Source organism: Streptomyces regalis (genome assembly GCF_001509475.1).
Taxonomy (GTDB): Bacteria; Actinomycetota; Actinomycetes; order Streptomycetales; family Streptomycetaceae; genus Streptomyces; species Streptomyces regalis.
In genome coordinates this window covers 88,677-105,804 of record NZ_LLZG01000345.1, presented here as the reverse complement: position 1 = coordinate 105,804, position 17,128 = coordinate 88,677, and the positions used below count along the sequence as shown (strand labels likewise).

The window sequence follows — 17,128 nt, the reverse complement described above, 5'->3', positions numbered from 1 at the left end:
GAATGCCCGGAAGCTGGCGCAGGGGGTGTCGGCTGCAATGCGGGGAGAAACAGAATCATGGGCATGGACACGACGTTCTCGAAGCGCCGTAAGAGCCTGATCGTCACCGCTGTCGCGGTGGCCGCCATCGGTGGGGTCGCCGCCGCTGTGGTTCCCGCCTTCGCTGCCGGAGGCGACCGCGCTGACCACGCGGGCCTCGGCACCGGGGGCACCATCCTCGCCGCCAGTCTTCGCGGGGCGAACGAGGTGCCCGTCGAAGGTGGGCCCGCTGTCGGGGACAAGGACGGTGCCGCCCTGCAGTTCGTGCAGGTCAAGGGTGACACGGTGTCCGTCGCGGTCACCTGGCGCGGCACCGGGAAGCCGACTGCCCTCCACATCCACCAGGGCGCCAAGGGCACCAACGGCGGCATCAAGGTCGACTTCGGCGGGCTCCTCGGCGAGAGCAAGAGCAAGGGCCACAGCCTCACCGGCACCGTCACCGTGAAGGACCCCGCCCTCCTCAACGCCCTGAAGACCGACCCGAGTTCGTTCTACGCCAACCTCCACACCGCCGAGTTCCCAGGCGGCGCCGTACGGGGCCAGTTCCACCAGGTCACCGTCGCCGAGTTCGACTTCCGCGACGCGCTCGACAACTTCCAGGCATCCGTCGTCGAGGGCAAGCAGATCTACGAGTGCAAGCCGGCCGAGGGCGGCGGGTACGCCTTCGCCCAGCGGGACGTCAGTGCCATACTCGGCGGCCGTATCGCGCACTCCTTCGTCGCCCCCAACTCCGGTACGCCGCAGTGGACCGCGCGTGACGGCAGTGCGGTGACGGGGGCTGTCCTGTCCAGGACGCCCAACGGCGACGGGAACATCCCCGAGCTCGACCTGAGGGCCACTCGGTCCGGCAAGCACCACGGCCTCCTCGCCGACGCCGCCGAGATTCTGCGGCTGAACACCGTCGGCGGTGTCGCCCCGACCGGCTCCTGCACGCCCGGCGCCGTCGTCGGCGTGCCGTACCAGGCCGACTACGTGTTCATCAACGGCTGATCCGCGCGGCAGCGCCCACGCACAGCGGCGTCTTCCCCGTCCAACCCCTACGGGTCGGGGGAGGCGCCGGCGTCGTGTGTCATACCGCAGGTGTACGCGGAGTTGGCTCCGAAGGCTGACGAATCTTCCTGGCCGATTTGGTCAGATGGAAACCACGGAAATCACCACTCCTCACCGATTCGGGTGAGAATGGCGGCGCACGGGTGGACCAGTGGACGAGTGCGGGGGTCGAGAGACTCGCGGGCGAGGAAACGAGACGGGCAGCCGCCGCCGACGACGGAGGTAAGGCACACATGGCACCGTACGCATCGGACGACAGTACGACCGCCGGGGAGGTCGACGACCTGCGCGCCGGACGGCGCAAGGCCGCGCGGTACGTCGTCCCGGTCGCGGTCGTGGGAGTCGCGGCGGCGACCATCGGGCTCGTCCCGGCGATCGCCGATTCCGGCGACCCGGACCTGCCGGAGATCACCGCGCAGCAACTCATCGAGAAGATCGCCCAGTCGGACGTACAGCAGCTGTCCGGCACCTTCAAGATCACCACCGATCTCGGCCTGCCCGACCTCGGCGGTCTGGAGTCCAGCTTCGCATCCGGCGCCATGGGCTCGGGGTCCGGTGACGGATCGTCCGCGGACCCCTCGGCCAAGCTCACCGAGCTCGCGTCCGGCACGCACACCCTGCGCGTCGCCCTCGACGGCGAGAACAAGCAGAAGCTCTCCCTGCTGGAGAACGCCTCCGAGTACAGCCTCATCCACAACGGCAAGGACATCTGGGGCTACGACAGCAAGTCGAACGAGGTCTTCCACGGCACCGCCGACGAGGCGCAGGCCGGGAAGGGCAAGCAGGGGAAGCCCGAAGAGGCACCCGCCACTCCCAAGGACTTCACCGAGGAAGTCCTCAAGGCGGTGGACGACACCACGTCCGTCACCGTCGACGGCACCGCGCACGTCGCGGGCCGGGACGCGTACCGGCTGCTCATCAAGCCGAAGCAGTCCGGGACCACGGTCGGCGCGATCACCGTGGCCGTGGACGCCAAGACCGGCATGCCGCTGAAGTTCACGCTGACCCCGTCCAGCGGCGGCGCGGCAGTCATCGACGCGGGCTTCACCCAGGTCAGCTTCGCCAAGCCGGCCGCCTCCACCTTCGACTTCACCCCGCCCAAGGGGGCGAAAGTCACCGAGGAGGGCGAGCTGGAGGGGTCCGCTCCGGAGCACGGCGGCACCAAGTCCGAGGACGAGTTCCGCAAGGAGCTCGAGAAGGAGTTCGGTGGCTCGAAGTCCGAGGGCAAGCCGGGCAAGGCGCCCGAAGGCGGTCCCGAGGTCATAGGCGAGGGCTGGAATTCCGTGGCCGTCTTCGACACCGGCGGCGAGGGCGTCCCGTCCGGCGCCGAGGTCGGCGGCGACATGGGCGGCTTCCTCGACTCCCTGGGCGACAAGGTCACCGGGAAGTTCGGCTCGGGCACCGTCTTCAAGACCCGCCTGATCAACGCCCTGATCACGGACGACGGCAAGGTCTACGTGGGCGCGGTCGACAAGGACGCGCTCGTGAAGGCGGCCGACTCGGCGAAGTAGGCCGTAACCAACCGCCGTACGCGCACGTAGGCGCACGTAGGCGTATCACGAGGCGAGGAGCCTGAGGGGCCCATGGAGGAACTGCCTGCCGCGGAGGCCGACGAGCACGACAGCGTCGGTGCGGTGATCGCCACCCGCGCGCTCACCAAGCGCTACCGCGGCGGGCAGCTCGCCGTGGACGGTCTCGACCTGACCGTCCCGGAGGGCAGCGTCTTCGGGTTCCTCGGCCCGAACGGCTCCGGCAAGACCACCACCATCCGCATGCTGATGGGCCTCATCGACCCCACCTCCGGTACCGCGCGCGTGCTCGGACAGCCCATGCCCCGGGCCGCGCGCGCCGTACTGCCGCAGGTCGGCGCGCTCATCGAGGGGCCCGCCCTGTACGGCTTCCTCTCCGGCCGCGACAACCTCCTCCGCTACGACGCCGCCGACCCGACCGCCGATCCGCGCACCCGGCGCACCCGCGTCGCGGCCGCGCTGGACCGGGTGGGCCTGACGGCCGCCGCGGGAAAGAAGGCGAGGGCGTACTCGCTCGGCATGAAGCAGCGGCTCGGGCTCGCGGCTGCTCTGCTCCAGCCGCGCAGGCTCCTCGTCCTCGACGAGCCGACCAACGGCCTCGACCCACAGGGGATGCGCGAAATACGTTCCCTGATAAGGGAGTTGGCGGCCGAAGGCACGACCGTCTTCCTCTCCTCTCACCTCCTCGACGAGATCGAGCAGGTCTGCACGCACGCGGCGGTGATGGCGCAGGGCCGACTGATCACCCAGGGCGCGGTGGCGGAGCTGGCGGCCGGGACGCGCGGCCGGCTCGTCGTGACCACGCCCGACACCGGGGACGCGGCCCGGGTGCTGAAGGAGCAGGGCGCCGGTGACGTCGTCATCACCGACGACCGGGTGACCGCCGAACCTCCGGAGCGTGATCTCGCCGACGTCAACGCCGCGCTGGTGAGGGCGGGAGTCCGGGTCCGTGGCTTCGGCGTCGAACGGGCCTCGCTGGAAGACGCATTCGTGGCACTCACGGGGGAGGGGTTCGATGTCGCAGGCTGAAGTCGTCCGACGGACGGGCGCGACCGAAGGCGCCCGAAAGACCAGTCCGCTGTGGACCTTCGGCCTCCTCCGCAGCGAACTGCTCACCACCTTCCGGCGCTGGCGCACGCTCGCCCTGCTCGCCGTCCTGGCCGCCGTGCCGATCCTGGTCGGGATCGCCGTGAAGATCGAGACGAGCGACGGGGCGGGCGGCCCCGGCGGGGGTGGCGGCGGCCCGGCGTTCATCTCGCAGATCACCAACAACGGCCTGTTCCTGGTCTTCACCGCACTGGCCGCGACGCTCCCGTTCTTCCTGCCGATGGCGATCGGCGTCATCGCGGGCGACGCGATAGCGGGCGAGGCCAACGCCGGCACCCTGCGCTATCTCCTCGTCGCCCCCGCCGGCCGCTCGCGCCTGCTCCTCACCAAGTACGCGACCACGATGGCGTTCTGCCTGGTGGCCACCCTCGTGGTCGCCGTCTCGGCACTCACGGTCGGGGCGTTGCTCTTCCCGCTCGGCGACCTGACGACCATCTCCGGCACACGGATCAGCTTCGCCGAGGGCCTGCTCCGCGCCCTGCTGATCGCCCTGGTCGTCGCCGCGTCACTCATAGGCGTCGCGGCCCTCGGCCTGTTCGTCTCGACGCTGACCAACAGCGGCATCGCGGCGATGGCCACGACCGTCGGCCTGCTGATCACCGTCCAGATCCTCGACCAGATCCCCCAACTGCACGCGATCCAGCCGTACTTCTTCTCCCACTACTGGCTGTCCTTCGCCGACCTCATGCGCGACCCCGTCTACTGGGACGAGCTGGTCAAGAACCTCGGCATCCAGGCCCTGTACGCGGGGGCGTTCGGCTCGGCGGCGTGGGCGCGGTTCATGGCGAAGGACATCACGGCCTGAGGGGCGCCGGCGACGCTCAGCCGGCCTCGTAGGGGAAACGGGCGAGCGGCGCCTCCTGCGCGAAGAACGTCTTGGCGCGCGCCAGCGCCTCCGCGTCGTTCAGTACGTCGCCACGCCTGCTGCCGTTGCCGGCCAGGACGCCGCCGAAGCGCATCCCCATGTACGCGGCCGAGTTGTTGAGCGTGCCGACGAGCGGGTCGGCCACCTCGGTCTCCTGGTGCGCGAGCGCGGTGACGCCCCAGAGGGTGCGCCCGGCAAGCGTCGCCTTGAAGTCGATGCCGGGGGTGCGCAGCCAGCCCGACCAGTAGTCCAGGTAGCGCTTGGTGAGACCGGACACCGAGTACCAGTACAACGGCGAGGCGATCACGATGTCGGTGGCGGCGAGAGTGGCGTCGAGCAGCAGCGCGGGAGTGCTTCCCACGGGAGGGCGCACATGGTCGCTGTCGCGCCGCAGGTCCACGAAGTCCGGCAGCGGGTGCTCGGCGAGACTGATCCACTGCTGCTCGACGCTCTTGGGCAACTGCTCGGCGGCCGCGCGGGCCAGCAGCTCGGTGTTGCCCTCGCTGCGGCTACTGCCCAGGACGAACAGGAAGCGGCGGGTCATGAGATCCCCCAGATGGTCGGCGTACGGCAATTACTCGCACGTGCATTATATGCGTACGCAAGTACCTGTCCAGAGGCTACCGGGGCCACCGGGGTCACCGGGGCCGCCGCCTCCGTCGTGCACCTCGGCCGCCCGGGCCACATCCAGCAGCAGTTCCTCCCGCCCGTGCGCCGCCACCACCTGCAGTCCGACCGGACACCCGTCGGGCCCGAACCCCGCCGGGATGCTGATCGCCGGATGGCCGCTCAGGTTGAACGCCCAGGTGAGCGCGGTGGAGTACCGCTCGCCGGGCCCTTCGTGGCCGTGCGGCGAGGTCGGGGCGGTCGGCGTCAGCAGGAGCCGGGCGCCGGAGAAGAAGGCGGACAGGCGTCTGTCGTTCGCGGCCCGGATGCGGTGGGCCGGCGCGGGGTCGGCGCCCGGGGTTCGCAGGGCGAGCCATGCGGGGGCCGGGTCGTCGAGGCGGAGCGGAGCCCGTGGGCGCACGAGCCGTAGCGCACCGGCTTCGGCGAGCCGTACGGCCGCGGCGTGGGCGACGGCGACGACGTCCGGGTCGGGGGAGTCGAAGCCGAGGTCGGGGGACCATTCGGCGGTCGGGGCGTCGTACTCGCCGGGTGGACCGTCCGGATCCGTCCCGTCCGTATCCATCCCGTCCGTATCCGCCCCGCCCCCCGTCGCCGTCGCCGTCCCCGCCACGGTCACCGCTTCCCGTTCCGCCCCCGAGACGACCGCCCAGTACGCCGCCACATCCTCCGCGGACCGTGCCAGCACCCCCGGTGCCATGAGCCCCGTGCGGTCGGTCGACGGCGGCCGCCCGTTGCCGGCCTTCAACCCGACAACCCCGCACCACGCCGCTGGAATCCGCACCGACCCGGCCCCGTCGCTCCCAGTCGCGAGCGGGACCAGCCCCGCCGCGACCGCCGCCGCGGAACCGGCGGAGGAGCCGCCCGGCGTACGGTCGTGCCGCCAGGGGTTGACCGTACGGCCGTACCGGCCAAGTCCCCAGGTCTGCCAGGCAGTTCCGGGCCCGGGAACGGACGTCGCCCCCACTGCCACACAGCCCGCCGCGAGCAGCGGGTCGGCCGCACGCAGCCCATGCCGGCCCTTGACCCCGATCGGCACGCCGGCCAACGGCAGCCGCTCACCCGCGCCGACTCGTGCGTCCACCTCGCGGGCCCGTCGAAGCGCCTCTTCGCCCCACACCTCGATGAAGGCGCAGAGGACGGGATCGGCCCGCTCGATCCGTTCGAGCGCCGACGCGACGGCATCGACGGCACGGAGGGTTCGCGAGCGTACGGCTGAGGCGATCTCCACGGCGGACAGGGCGGCTGGTGCTGGGGCGACTGCCATGGGGTGATTCTCCCGCCCGGCTTCGGCGCCACCCTCAGCGCGTGCGCCCCGTCAGCCGCGCCAACGCCTCCGCCTCCCGAGGCGGCGGTCCGCTCAGGTCGCCGAGCCGCCACGCGGGCACCCACGGCACCCGGTACACGTCGATGACCGATTCGATCACCTTGACGCGCTCGGCGAGCGGCCGCGGAAGCCGCCCCGGCGCGTCCGCGACCAGGACGACCGCATCGAGATCGAGCCCGTGCGGAGCCTCCCCGCGGCGGAAGACCTCAAGGGCGTTCAGGGCGCCGGTCAGCCCGGCCGCATGCGTACGGGCGACGAGCAGCACCGACTGCGGACCGGCGGGACCGGGCCAGTTGCGCCCGCAGTCGTGGCCGCCGTAGACCGAGGCGAGCGTGGAGACACCCGCCCCACCGTGGGTGCCGACCCAGGAGAAGCGCCGGGGCGCGGCTGCGGAAGGGGCGGGCGGCGGTTCTTCCGGCAGGGGCACAGGCCCGCGGATCCAGATCTCCGGCCCCGGTTGCGGCCGCCCCTGCTGCACGTGCATGTCAGTCCGCATGCCCGCACTCCTCCCTCGTCACGCCACCGATCTTCGCGTCAGGCATGAGAACGCTGTGACGTGGCACAAGCTCCTGGAACGAGTCTGTGACGCCGCGGTGACGTCCGCGCCGCGCGCGGCCGGAGAGACTCGACAGTACGTGTACGACGTGTACGACGTGTATGACGTATACGACGTGCAGGACGTGTCCGAAGTACGTGTCCGGCCGGTACGGCCGGACCTTGACGGCAGGGAAGCGATGTCTCTACTGAGCCGCGCGAAGAAGCGGGAACAGAAACGCGCCGCGGCCTCGGCGGCCCCCGCGGCCACGCCGATCGACGTGCGCGTCCCCGCCCACGGTCCGGGTGCCGGCGGGGCGTCGATCGGCGGAGTTCCCGTCACCGCGGCCCCCGGGGAGGAGATCCAGCACGTCGTCCTGACCCGCCTCCAGCGCATCGCCCTCGCTGCCGGCCACGCCGTGCACGCCACGATCCACGACGAGCGCATCGGTTACGTCGTCCCGCTGCGGGTGGACGCGGACGGCTCCAGCCGCTTCACCGCCGAGCCCGTACGGCTGTCTGCGGAGCCGCCCGCGCCACTCGCCCCGGGTGGGACACCGCAGCGGGACAAACCCACGCATGTCCTACGCCCCCTGCCGAGCGCGGGGCAGGACGCCTCGCCCACGTTCCGGTTGCGCGCGCTGCCCGAGCCGGTGCAGGACGCCGTGCCCGGCACGGTCGCGCCGCCGCTGGGGGAGTTCGGCCCGCCGCCGCAGATGGACGCGAGGCCGCTGCCGGCCGACGCACCGCAAACCGGCCGGCCGCCCACCGTCGTACCGAAAACCGACGAACCCGAGCCCGAGCAAGCCCGCGTCCCGGACCCCGACCCCAAGCCCATCCCACCCCGTGGCTTCGATGCCGTGGCCGAAGCCGTCCTCGGTGACGGGGCGACCGACACCACCGCCGACGCCTCGCCCTTCGCGCAACCGTTGGCGCGGATCAACGAGGCCGTGACGGCGGGGCGGACGGCGGAGGCGGCGGAGCTTGCGGAGCGGACCTTGGCGGAGGCGTCCGCGGTGCTGGGGCCGGTGCACCCCGAGGTGCTCCGGATGCGCGAACTGGCCGCGTACGTCGCCTACTTGGCGGGCGACCCGGTGCACGCCTTCGGGCTCTCCCTCGACGTGGCCCGGACCCACCACCACACCCGCGACGCGGAGGCGGCCTACAGCAGCCTCCTGGGCGCGGCCACGGCCTGGCGGGCCGTACGGGACCCGGCGCAGGGTCTCGACCTGGGCCGGGATCTGCTCGGCCTGTGGACCGAGCTCACGGCCGAGGGCGGTCCGGCCGCCGAGGACATCGAGGAGCTGGAGTCGGCCCGCGCCCGCATGGACCGCCTCGCCGCCCGAGCCGCCAAGTCGGCCGAACCGCCCAGGAGCTGAGCCACTAGCTCAGTAGCTCAGTGGATGAGCGGGGCGGTGGATCAGCGGGTCACTCCGAGAGCTCCCACACCGCGTGCGCGACGGCGTCGCTGTTCCGGTCGAGGGCGGTGTCGTTGATGTTGGACGTGGTGTCGCAGGACGAGTGGTAGCAGCGGTCGAAGGACTGCCCCGACGTACCGCCCCACTTGGCCGCCTGCGCCGCGGTCTTCGTACGGCTCGCCCCCGTGAACAGGCCGCCCACCGGGACGCCCGCGCTCTTGAACGGCGCGTGGTCGGAGCGGCCGTCGCCCTCGGTCTCGATCTCGGTCGCGACGCCGAGGCCGGCGTAGTAGTCCTTGAAGGTCTTCTCGATGGCGGGGTCGTCGTCGTAGACGAAGTAGCCGGGGTTCGGCGAGCCGATCATGTCGAAGTTCAGATAGCCGCTGATCTTCGCGCGGTTGGCGGAGGACAGGTTGTTGACGTAGTACCTCGACCCGACGATCCCCAGCTCCTCCGCGCCCCACCAGGCGAACCGCAGATGCTTGGTGGGCTGGTAGCCGGCCCGCGACACGGCGAGCGCGGTCTCCAGGATCGCGGCCGAGCCGGAGCCGTTGTCGTTGATGCCGGGGCCGGAGGAGACGCTGTCGAGGTGCGAGCCGACCATGACGACCTGGTTGGTGTCGCCGCCGGGCCAGTCGGCGATGAGGTTGTAGCCGGTACGGCCGGAGGACGTGAACTGCTGGATGGCCGTGGTGTATCCGGCGGCGTCCAGCTTGGCCTTCACGTAGTCGAGCGAAGCCTTGTAGCCGGGGCGGCCGTGGGCGCGGTTGCCGCCGTTGGCGGTGGCGATGGACTGGAGCTGGGTGAGGTGGGCCTTGACGTTCGCCACGGGTATGTCGGGTGCGGCGGCGGCCTCGACGTCCGCCTTGGGTGCCGCGTCGGCTATGGATCCGCCGGTCAGGAGTGTGGCGGTCGCGACTGCGGCGGCCGCCGACGTGCGCCAGGAGACGGGGAGCTTCATGTGGGGGGCTCCGAATTCCAGGGGGACCCCCGTGGGGTGACCACAGGGGATCCACAGTGAATGGGGTGCCTGGATGGTGAGGGTGAGCCTGACTCTCCGTCAAGAGTGCTATTCGGACTGGAAGTTCGGATAGGGAAAACGCTGCGTTCCTCTGCGTTCCCCTGCGTCCCTCACTGCACGCAGAACTCGTTCCCCTCCGGATCCGCCATCAACACCCACTCCCCGCCCGGCTCCTTCACGTGCCGCAGCACACTCGCCCCCAGCCCCTCCAGCCGCTCGACCTCGGCCTCGCGCTCCCCGGTCGGCGCGTGCAGATCGAGATGGAGCCGGTTCTTGACGGTCTTCGCCTCCGGCACGCGCTGGAACAGCAGCCGACGCCCCAACCCGGTACCGCTGTCCCGGTCGTACGGGTCGTCCGGATGCCGTACGGCCACCAGGTCCCGGAAGGCGAGGCGGGCGTGAAACTCGACGACGGCCTCCCGCGGCAGCGCCCCGAGCTCCAGGAGCCGCTCGATGAGGGCGTTGTTGTCCTCGACCTCGTAGTGCAGCGCGGCGGCCCAGAAGTCGGCCTGGGACTGGGGATTGGCGCAGTCGATGACGAGCTTCCAGTGGAGGGGGGTTGGTGTGGTGCCGGGTGCCTGAGTCATGCGACCACTCATATGGGGTGGGGAGAGGAGTCGCAACGGGGAAACGCCGGTTGGCACATATCAGCCCGTCCGGGGGGCAGCCCCCGGATCAGGCGTCCACTGCGGCGGACCTCGGCTTCTCGACCCGAGCCTCGCCGAGCTCGGCCATCCTGCTCCGCCGCGCGGAGCGCCACGCGTCCGCCGTGAGCAACGTCAACGCCAGCCACACCAGCGCGAACCCGGCCCACCGCTCGGCCGGCATCGCCTCATGGAAGTACAGGATGCCGAGCAGGAACTGGAAGACCGGCGCCAGGTACTGCAGCAGCCCCAGCGTCGACAGCGGCACCCGTATCGCGGCCGCGCCGAAGCAGACGAGCGGCAGGGCGGTGACGATGCCGGTGGCCGCGAGCAGCGCCGCATGCCCGGGTCCCTCCGACGTGAACGTCGACTCCCCACGCGCCGTCAGCCACGCCAGATACCCCAGGGCGGGCAGGAACTGGATCGCGGTCTCCGCGGCCAGCGACTCGATCCCGCCGAGATTGACCTTCTTCTTCACCAGTCCGTACGTGGCGAAGGAGAAGGCGAGGACGAGAGAGATCCACGGGGGCCGCCCGTACCCGACGGTCAGCACGACCACGGCCGCGAAGCCGACCCCGACCGCCGCCCACTGCGCCGGCCGCAGCCGCTCCTTCAGCAGCAGCACGCCGATCGCGATGGTGACGAGCGGATTGATGAAGTACCCGAGCGAGGCCTCGACGACATGGCCCGTGTTCACGGACCAGATGTACAGGCCCCAGTTGACGGTGATCACGCCGGCGGCCAGGGCGATGAGCGCCAGCCGCCGTGGCTGCCGTATCAGCTCACCCGCCCAGGCCCAGCGCCGTACGACGACCAGCGCGATCGCCACGAAGACGAGGGACCAGGTCATCCGATGGGCGAGGATCTCGATCGCACCGGCGGGCTTCAGCAGGGGCCAGAAGAGGGGAACGAGCCCCCACATCCCATAGGCCGCGAAGCCGTTCAGGACTCCTGTGTGCCGCTCGCCGCCCGAATTCCCGGTCACGGCCCCTCCTCCACACCCATCCGGCCGCGCCCTCACGACGGCTCGCACGAAGGTAACGCCGAACACCCCCGCCTGTCATGCCCGTATCGCTATACGGTCATGACAGGCGGGGGTGGGGCGCTCAAGGGGTACTGGGGGGAGTTCAGCCCTTGAGTGCGGCTCCGATCGCCTCGGCGATCGGAGTGGTCGGACGGCCGGCCAGGCGGGACAGGTCCCCGCTGTCGACGACCAGCTCGCCCTTCTCGAGGGAGGCGTCCACGCCGGCGATGATCGCGGCCACGGGTTCCGGCAGGCCGGCGCCGACCAGGATGCCGGTGAAGGCCTCGACGGAGACGGGGTTGTTGGCGATCTCCTTGCCGGTCTGCCGGCTCAGCTCGGCGGCGTACTCGGCGAAGCTCCAGGCGACGTCGCCGCCCAGCTCGTACGTCTTGTTCTCGTGCCCCTCGCCGGTCAGTACGGCGACGGCAGCGGCCGCGTAGTCGGCGCGGGAGGCGGAGGAGACGCGGCCCTCGCCGGCGGCGTGGGTGACCGCGTTGTACTGCAGGACCGGGGCGAGGTTCTCGGTGTAGTTCTCGTGGTACCAGCCGTTGCGCAGCAGCGTGTACGGCAGGCCGGACTCCAGGAGCGCCTTCTCCGTGCCGCGGTGGTCGTCGGCGAGGGCGGCCGTCAGGCTGCCGGGGGCGCTGGTGTAGGCGAGCAGGGCGACACCGGCGGCCTTGGCCGAGTTGATGACGACCTGGTGCTGGCCGACGCGGCTCTTGTCGAGCTCGCTGCCGGATATGAGCAGCACCTTGTCGCCGGCCGCGAACAGTCCGTCGAAGGTCTCGGGGGCGTTGTAGTCGGCGACGGCGATCTTCACGCCGCGCTCGGCGAGGTCGGCGGCCTTCTCGGGGGTGCGGACGACGGCGGTGACCTGGTCGGCCGGAACCTTCTCCAGCAGCTGCTCCACGACGTGGCGGCCCAGGTGTCCGGTGGCTCCGGTGACGACGATGCTCATGATGTGTGACTCCTTGTGGGGTGCGTTGGCACTAACCCTAGGAGATGCGCTAACTCTACGAAAGTACACACTTTGAAGTAAGGTACTGACATGGCAGTAAGTGACGTGGCAGGCGGCGCATCAGGCGCGACGACCATCAAGTACGACCTCGGCGAGGAGATGTGCCCGCACCGTCTGGTCGTGGATCACCTCACCAGCCGCTGGGGCTTCCTCGTCCTGCTGGAACTCCTGGAACGCCCCTACCGCTTCAGTGAACTGCGCCGGGCGATCGGCCGGGTCAGCGAGAAGATGCTGGCCCAGACCCTCCAGACCCTGGAGCGCGACGGCCTGGTCCACCGCGACGCGAAGCCGGTGATCCCGCCGAGGGTCGACTACTCCCTGACCGACCTGGGTCGTGAGGCGGCGGAACAGGTGCGCGGGCTGGCGCTGTGGACCCAGGAGCGGATGGGGCAGGTGCAGGATGCGCGCGAGGCGTACGACGCGCGGAAGCGTGCCGTCGCCGAGTCAACGGCGTGATCGCCGCTAGGTACTACTAGGGCGTGTCGACATGCGGACATGATTACGCTGAGTCAGTGAATCCCCGGCAGTCTGTGCATATTTACCTTGTAGGTTGACCGACATCCCGACGGTCGGCTCTCAAGAGAGGCTGCCTATGTCTAGTAATCTTTTCGATGACGGCGTGATCCTTCGCCGTCTCGGAACCGTCCCGAAAATGCGAAAAAGTCGAAGTAGTGAAACCTGCCCGGACATCTTCGAGCTCAGTGACGGGAGCTTCGCTGTCATCGGCACTGAGGCCACCGCAGCCCTCGATCCTCACCTTCCTCCCGATGCGGCCAGGGCCGAGTACGAGCGCATCGTCGTGATCAGTCGGGACACCCTGATCCATGCCAAGAAGGACATTCCGGACGCGTGAGTGAATCCGGAGCCCTTGCCTCAGGGGCCAGGAGTTTCGCCCCTGGGCTCTCATGCTCGATGACCGGACAGCTCCGGGAGGGGGCGGACGGGCCGGAGCAGGGCATCCATCCGTGCGCCCCCTGTCCGCCTCTGCGTCCGTTCGTTCGGGTGGGCACGCTGGTGCCGGGCGCCTTCGCCCGCCGTGCGTCGGTCCGAGCGCTCGGCACATGCACGGCCGCCGGACGTGGGAGGTCAAGGCGTGGCGATGTCGAACCAGGAAGAGCACCTCGGGGATTTTCTCCGCGTACTCGACGCCGTCTCCGATGGACTGGCAAGCATTGCAAAAGAGATGCACCGGGCGAACGTCATTCAGGTACAGCGCCTTTTCGCGGAGCAGCTGGACCGATCGCTCGACGATCCGCTGCTTGCCGACACGTTGAGCACTTTGGGTGGGATATCCGAGAGCAGGCGACGTCAGATGATTTTCGCCAATCGCCAGTACGCCCTGATTCTGCTCGCCTATCGCGTCGGCGTAATTGACCGAGGTGAACTCCTTGGGGACCTGAAGATATTGAGCCGGAATTCTGTCTTCGCGGAGTACTGGCAGCGGACTGCTGAGCACCGGCGACTGCTTCCCGAGGAGTCGCTGGAGGCCCGGACGGGCCGGGCGGTCGACGCGGTCATGGACGAGCGGCTGGACGACCTGGAGGAGTGGTGGGTCGTGGGCTTGGAGCCCGAGGCCCCCTCGGACTGACAGGCGCCGTAGGAGGAGGCGCCGTACGAGGAGGCCCGGAGACCGCAACGCAGAGGGCCTGGGCGCCCCACGGCACCCAGGCCTCGTCGTCTCTCGGCGGCCGTCAGCCGACGACCGTCCAGGTGTCCCCACCCGCCAGCAGCGCCGCCAGGTCCCCCTTGCCGTTCTGCTCGATCGCCGTGTCCAGTTGCTCGGACATCTGGGTGTCGTACACCGGGCGCTCCGCCGAGCGGAACACGCCGATCGGTGTGTGGTGCAGGGTGTCCGGGTCGGCCAGGCGGGACAGGGCGAAGGCCGTGGTCGGGGACGCGGAGCGGGCGTCGTGGACCAGGATCTGCGACTCGTTCTCCGGCGTCACGGTGACGACCTTCAGGTCACCGGTCTGCGCGTCCCGTACGACGCCCCGCGCGCCGTCGGTCCCGAAGCGGATCGGCTGCCCGTGTTCGAGGCGGATCACCGCCTCCTCGGCCTGCTGCTTGTCCTTGAGGACCTCGAAGGCGCCGTCGTTGAAGATGTTGCAGTTCTGGTAGATCTCGATCAGCGCCGTCCCCTTGTGGGCGGCCGCCTCGCGCAGGACCTGGGTGAGGTGCTTGCGGTCGGAGTCCACCGTGCGCGCCACGAAGGACGCCTCCGCGCCGATCGCCAGCGACACCGGGTTGAAGGGCGCGTCCAGCGAGCCCATCGGCGTCGACTTGGTGATCTTGCCGACCTCGGAGGTCGGCGAGTACTGGCCCTTCGTCAGGCCGTAGATCCGGTTGTTGAACAGCAGGATCTTGAGGTTGACGTTGCGCCGCAGGGCGTGGATCAGGTGGTTGCCGCCGATCGACAGCGCGTCACCGTCGCCCGTGACCACCCACACCGACAGATCCCGCCGCGACGAGGCCAGGCCCGTCGCGATCGCGGGGGCGCGGCCGTGGATGGAGTGCATGCCGTACGTGTTCATGTAGTACGGGAAGCGGGACGAGCAGCCGATGCCCGAGACGAAGACGATGTTCTCCTTGGCCAGGCCCAGCTCCGGCATGAAGCCCTGGACCGCGGCGAGGATCGCGTAGTCACCGCAGCCGGGGCACCAGCGCACTTCCTGATCGGACTTGAAGTCCTTCATGGACTGGCGGGCCTCGGCCTTGGGGACGAGCGAGAGCGCCTCGATCGTGCCCGTGCCTTCCGCGGACGTCTCAGGCATCGATGGCCTCCTTGAGAGCCTTGGCGAGCTGTTCCGCCTTGAACGGCATGCCGTTGACCTGGTTGTACGAGTGGGCATCCACCAGGTATTTCGCCCGGACCAGGGTGGCGAGCTGGCCGAGGTTCATCTCGGGGATCACCACCTTCTCGTAGCGTCCGAGTACCACGCCCAGGTTGCGTGGGAACGGGTTCAGGTGGCGCAGATGTGCCTGCGCGATCGACTCGCCGGCCTTGCGCAGGCGGCGTACCGCGGCCGTGATCGGGCCGTACGTCGATCCCCAGCCCAGCACCAGCGTCTTCGCCTCGTGCGGGTCGTCGACCTCCAGGTCCGGCACCTGGATGCCGTCGATCTTGGCCTGGCGGGTGCGGACCATGAAGTCGTGGTTGGCCGGGGAGTACGAGATGTTGCCTGTGCCGTCCTCCTTCTCGATGCCGCCGATCCGGTGCTCCAGGCCCGGCGTGCCCGGGATCGCCCACGGCCGGGCGAGGGTGTGCGGGTCGCGCTTGTACGGCCAGAAGACCTCGCTGCCGTCCTGAAGGGTGTGGTTCGGCCCCTGCGCGAACTGCACGGTCAGATCCGGCAGCTCGTCCAGCTCCGGGATCCGCCAGGGCTCCGAGCCGTTGGCCAGATAGCCGTCCGACAGCAGCATCACCGGAGTGCGGTACGTCAGCGCGATCCGCGCCGCCTCCAGGGCCGCGTCGAAGCAGTCGGCCGGCGTGCACGGCGCGACGATCGGCACCGGGGCCTCGCCGTTGCGGCCGAACATCGCCTGGAGCAGGTCCGCCTGCTCGGTCTTGGTCGGCAGACCGGTCGAGGGCCCGCCGCGCTGGATGTCGATCACCAGCAGCGGCAGCTCCAGCGACACGGCCAGCCCGATGGTCTCGGACTTCAGGGCCACACCGGGACCGGAGGTCGTGGTCACCCCCAGCGAGCCGCCGAAGGCCGCCCCCAGCGCCGCACCGATGCCGGCGATCTCGTCCTCGGCCTGGAACGTCCGTACGCCGAAGTTCTTGTGTTTGCTCAGCTCGTGCAGGATGTCCGAGGCCGGGGTGATCGGATACGAGCCCAGGAACAGCGGCAGGTCCGCCTGGCGGGACGCGGCGATCAGCCCGTAGGACAGGGCGAGGTTCCCGGAGATGTTCCGGTAGGTGCCGACCGGGAAGGCCGTGGTGGCCGGGGCGATCTCGTAGGAGACAGCGAAGTCCTCGGTCGTCTCACCGAAGTTCCAGCCCGCGCGGAAGGCGGCGATGTTGGCGGCCGCGATGGCGGGCTTCTTGGCGAACTTCGAGGTCAGGAACTTCTCGGTGCCCTCGGTCGGCCGGTGGTACATCCATGACAGCAGGCCCAGCGCGAACATGTTCTTGCTGCGCTCGGCCTCCTTGCGGGTGAGGTCGAACTCCTTCAGCGCCTCCACCGTCAGCGTGGTCAGCGGCACCGGATGGACGCTGTAGCCGTCCAGCGACCCGTCCTCCAGCGGTGAGGCCTCGTAGCCCACCTTCTGCATCGCCCGTTTGGTGAACTCGTCCGTGTTGACGATGATCTCCGCGCCGCGCGGCAGATCGCCGATGTTGGCCTTCAGGGCCGCCGGGTTCATCGCGACCAGCACGTTCGGTGCGTCGCCCGGGGTCAGGATGTCGTGGTCGGCGAAGTGCAGCTGGAAGGAGGACACGCCCGGCAGGGTGCCTGCGGGGGCGCGGATCTCCGCCGGGAAGTTCGGCAGTGTCGACAGGTCGTTGCCGAAGGACGCCGTTTCCGAGGTGAAACGGTCGCCGGTGAGCTGCATACCGTCGCCCGAGTCCCCCGCGAAACGAATGATCACCCGGTCCAGCCGGCGGACGTCCTTTGTCCCTGCCGGTTTGCGCTGCTCTCCCACGACGGCTTCGTCGGCCTGCTCCGCTGGGCTACTGACCTGGCTGGTCACTGAACTGGACCTCCCTCAAGACGGGTGTCTGGGCATGGCCTTCCCGCAAGCCTTCCCAGGATCAACCCTACGTCCGCAAAGGTCGCCCTCCCCGGGCCATTCGCATGACGGACATGGATTTGAGACGGTTTGCCACCCTGACTTGTCATGATTTACACGCCCCCCGGCGCTTCTTTGAAGACGCTCCCCGCTCGTTCCTTGGTTCTAGGTCTCGGACTCGGCGGATCCCGGTTTTC

The 17,128-nt window shown here is 69.9% G+C and carries 17 protein-coding genes; 8 read left to right on the top strand and 9 right to left on the bottom strand.

The features are described from left to right. The first annotated feature begins 63 nt into the window (after positions 1-63). From ADL12_RS29090 to ADL12_RS29075, 4 genes are all read left to right on the top strand, one after another. Positions 64-1,029, top strand: a complete 966-nt coding sequence (locus tag ADL12_RS29090) for a CHRD domain-containing protein (protein ID WP_244188090.1) — start codon at positions 64-66, stop codon at positions 1,027-1,029. A gap of 293 nt (positions 1,030-1,322) precedes the next feature. Further along, positions 1,323-2,600 (top strand): LolA family protein, encoded by a 1,278-nt coding sequence (locus ADL12_RS29085; RefSeq protein ID WP_062706894.1) that lies wholly within the window; start codon positions 1,323-1,325, stop codon positions 2,598-2,600. A gap of 72 nt (positions 2,601-2,672) precedes the next feature. Next, positions 2,673-3,647: an ABC transporter ATP-binding protein gene (locus ADL12_RS29080; RefSeq protein ID WP_062706892.1), complete on the top strand. Its 975-nt coding sequence runs from the start codon at positions 2,673-2,675 to the stop codon at positions 3,645-3,647. Beyond that, positions 3,634-4,530: an ABC transporter permease gene (locus tag ADL12_RS29075; protein WP_062706889.1), complete on the top strand. Its 897-nt coding sequence runs from the start codon at positions 3,634-3,636 to the stop codon at positions 4,528-4,530. Before ADL12_RS29080 ends, ADL12_RS29075 begins: the two co-directional genes overlap by 14 nt. Positions 4,531-4,546: 16 nt before the next feature. Here the strand turns inward: ADL12_RS29075 and ADL12_RS29070 are convergent, their stop codons facing one another. The 3 genes from ADL12_RS29070 to ADL12_RS29060 are packed head-to-tail and all read right to left on the bottom strand — an operon-like array spanning position 4,547 to position 7,037. Then, the gene (locus ADL12_RS29070) at positions 4,547-5,134 is read right to left on the bottom strand and encodes a flavodoxin family protein (RefSeq protein ID WP_062707057.1); all 588 of its coding nucleotides are present in this window, start codon (positions 5,132-5,134) and stop codon (positions 4,547-4,549) included. Between the two features lie 45 nt (positions 5,135-5,179). Continuing rightward, a complete protein-coding gene (locus tag ADL12_RS29065) occupies positions 5,180-6,481 on the bottom strand; it encodes an amidase (RefSeq protein WP_079052338.1) in 1,302 nt (433 codons plus the stop codon). A gap of 34 nt (positions 6,482-6,515) precedes the next feature. Further along, a complete protein-coding gene (locus ADL12_RS29060) occupies positions 6,516-7,037 on the bottom strand; it encodes a DUF6668 family protein (RefSeq protein ID WP_062706887.1) in 522 nt (173 codons plus the stop codon). Positions 7,038-7,092: 55 nt separating this feature from the next. Between ADL12_RS29060 and ADL12_RS29055 the strand changes: the two genes are divergently transcribed. After that, on the top strand, positions 7,093-8,454 hold the full coding sequence (locus tag ADL12_RS29055) for a hypothetical protein (protein ID WP_107120054.1): 1,362 nt from the start codon (positions 7,093-7,095) through the stop codon (positions 8,452-8,454). 49 nt (positions 8,455-8,503) lie between these two features. Here the strand turns inward: ADL12_RS29055 and ADL12_RS29050 are convergent, their stop codons facing one another. From ADL12_RS29050 to ADL12_RS29035, 4 genes are all read right to left on the bottom strand, one after another. Beyond that, positions 8,504-9,454, bottom strand: coding sequence for a M28 family metallopeptidase (locus ADL12_RS29050; protein WP_062706885.1), 951 nt, complete (start codon positions 9,452-9,454; stop codon positions 8,504-8,506). Between the two features lie 170 nt (positions 9,455-9,624). After that, positions 9,625-10,101 (bottom strand): VOC family protein, encoded by a 477-nt coding sequence (locus ADL12_RS29045; RefSeq protein ID WP_062706883.1) that lies wholly within the window; start codon positions 10,099-10,101, stop codon positions 9,625-9,627. 88 nt (positions 10,102-10,189) lie between these two features. Further along, on the bottom strand, positions 10,190-11,143 hold the full coding sequence (rarD, locus tag ADL12_RS29040; protein ID WP_062706881.1) for an EamA family transporter RarD: 954 nt from the start codon (positions 11,141-11,143) through the stop codon (positions 10,190-10,192). A 142-nt stretch (positions 11,144-11,285) separates the two neighbouring features. After that, positions 11,286-12,140, bottom strand: coding sequence for an SDR family oxidoreductase (locus ADL12_RS29035; protein WP_062706879.1), 855 nt, complete (start codon positions 12,138-12,140; stop codon positions 11,286-11,288). Positions 12,141-12,230: 90 nt separating this feature from the next. On the opposite strand from ADL12_RS29035, the gene ADL12_RS29030 reads away from it, so the two are divergent. The 3 genes from ADL12_RS29030 to ADL12_RS29020 all read left to right on the top strand — a co-directional run bounded on the left by ADL12_RS29030 (position 12,231) and on the right by ADL12_RS29020 (position 13,788). After that, a complete protein-coding gene (locus tag ADL12_RS29030) occupies positions 12,231-12,656 on the top strand; it encodes a winged helix-turn-helix transcriptional regulator (protein WP_062706878.1) in 426 nt (141 codons plus the stop codon). 136 nt (positions 12,657-12,792) lie between these two features. Next, complete coding sequence (locus tag ADL12_RS29025) at positions 12,793-13,053, top strand: hypothetical protein (protein WP_062707054.1); 261 nt, start codon at positions 12,793-12,795, stop codon at positions 13,051-13,053. A gap of 246 nt (positions 13,054-13,299) precedes the next feature. Then, a complete protein-coding gene (locus ADL12_RS29020; protein ID WP_244188097.1) occupies positions 13,300-13,788 on the top strand; it encodes a DUF6082 family protein in 489 nt (162 codons plus the stop codon). A 103-nt stretch (positions 13,789-13,891) separates the two neighbouring features. Here the strand turns inward: ADL12_RS29020 and ADL12_RS29015 are convergent, their stop codons facing one another. Both ADL12_RS29015 and ADL12_RS29010 read right to left on the bottom strand, forming a co-directional pair. Then, positions 13,892-14,971 (bottom strand): 2-oxoacid:ferredoxin oxidoreductase subunit beta, encoded by a 1,080-nt coding sequence (locus tag ADL12_RS29015; RefSeq protein WP_062706876.1) that lies wholly within the window; start codon positions 14,969-14,971, stop codon positions 13,892-13,894. Further along, positions 14,964-16,892 (bottom strand): 2-oxoacid:acceptor oxidoreductase subunit alpha, encoded by a 1,929-nt coding sequence (locus tag ADL12_RS29010; protein ID WP_062706875.1) that lies wholly within the window; start codon positions 16,890-16,892, stop codon positions 14,964-14,966. Before ADL12_RS29010 ends, ADL12_RS29015 begins: the two co-directional genes overlap by 8 nt. Positions 16,893-17,128: the final 236 nt, after the last annotated feature.

Coding starts and splice junctions, on each gene's coding strand:
- ADL12_RS29090 (WP_244188090.1), top strand. CDS start 64: ATGGACACGACGTTCTCGAAGCGCCGTAAGAGCCTGATCGTCACCGCT.
- ADL12_RS29085 (WP_062706894.1), top strand. CDS start 1,323: ATGGCACCGTACGCATCGGACGACAGTACGACCGCCGGGGAGGTCGAC.
- ADL12_RS29080 (WP_062706892.1), top strand. CDS start 2,673: ATGGAGGAACTGCCTGCCGCGGAGGCCGACGAGCACGACAGCGTCGGT.
- ADL12_RS29075 (WP_062706889.1), top strand. CDS start 3,634: ATGTCGCAGGCTGAAGTCGTCCGACGGACGGGCGCGACCGAAGGCGCC.
- ADL12_RS29070 (WP_062707057.1), bottom strand. CDS start 5,134: ATGACCCGCCGCTTCCTGTTCGTCCTGGGCAGTAGCCGCAGCGAGGGC.
- ADL12_RS29065 (WP_079052338.1), bottom strand. CDS start 6,481: ATGGCAGTCGCCCCAGCACCAGCCGCCCTGTCCGCCGTGGAGATCGCC.
- ADL12_RS29060 (WP_062706887.1), bottom strand. CDS start 7,037: ATGCGGACTGACATGCACGTGCAGCAGGGGCGGCCGCAACCGGGGCCG.
- ADL12_RS29050 (WP_062706885.1), bottom strand. CDS start 9,454: ATGAAGCTCCCCGTCTCCTGGCGCACGTCGGCGGCCGCCGCAGTCGCG.
- ADL12_RS29045 (WP_062706883.1), bottom strand. CDS start 10,101: ATGACTCAGGCACCCGGCACCACACCAACCCCCCTCCACTGGAAGCTC.
- ADL12_RS29035 (WP_062706879.1), bottom strand. CDS start 12,140: ATGAGCATCGTCGTCACCGGAGCCACCGGACACCTGGGCCGCCACGTC.
- ADL12_RS29030 (WP_062706878.1), top strand. CDS start 12,231: ATGGCAGTAAGTGACGTGGCAGGCGGCGCATCAGGCGCGACGACCATC.
- ADL12_RS29025 (WP_062707054.1), top strand. CDS start 12,793: ATGTCTAGTAATCTTTTCGATGACGGCGTGATCCTTCGCCGTCTCGGA.
- ADL12_RS29020 (WP_244188097.1), top strand. CDS start 13,300: ATGTCGAACCAGGAAGAGCACCTCGGGGATTTTCTCCGCGTACTCGAC.
- ADL12_RS29015 (WP_062706876.1), bottom strand. CDS start 14,971: ATGCCTGAGACGTCCGCGGAAGGCACGGGCACGATCGAGGCGCTCTCG.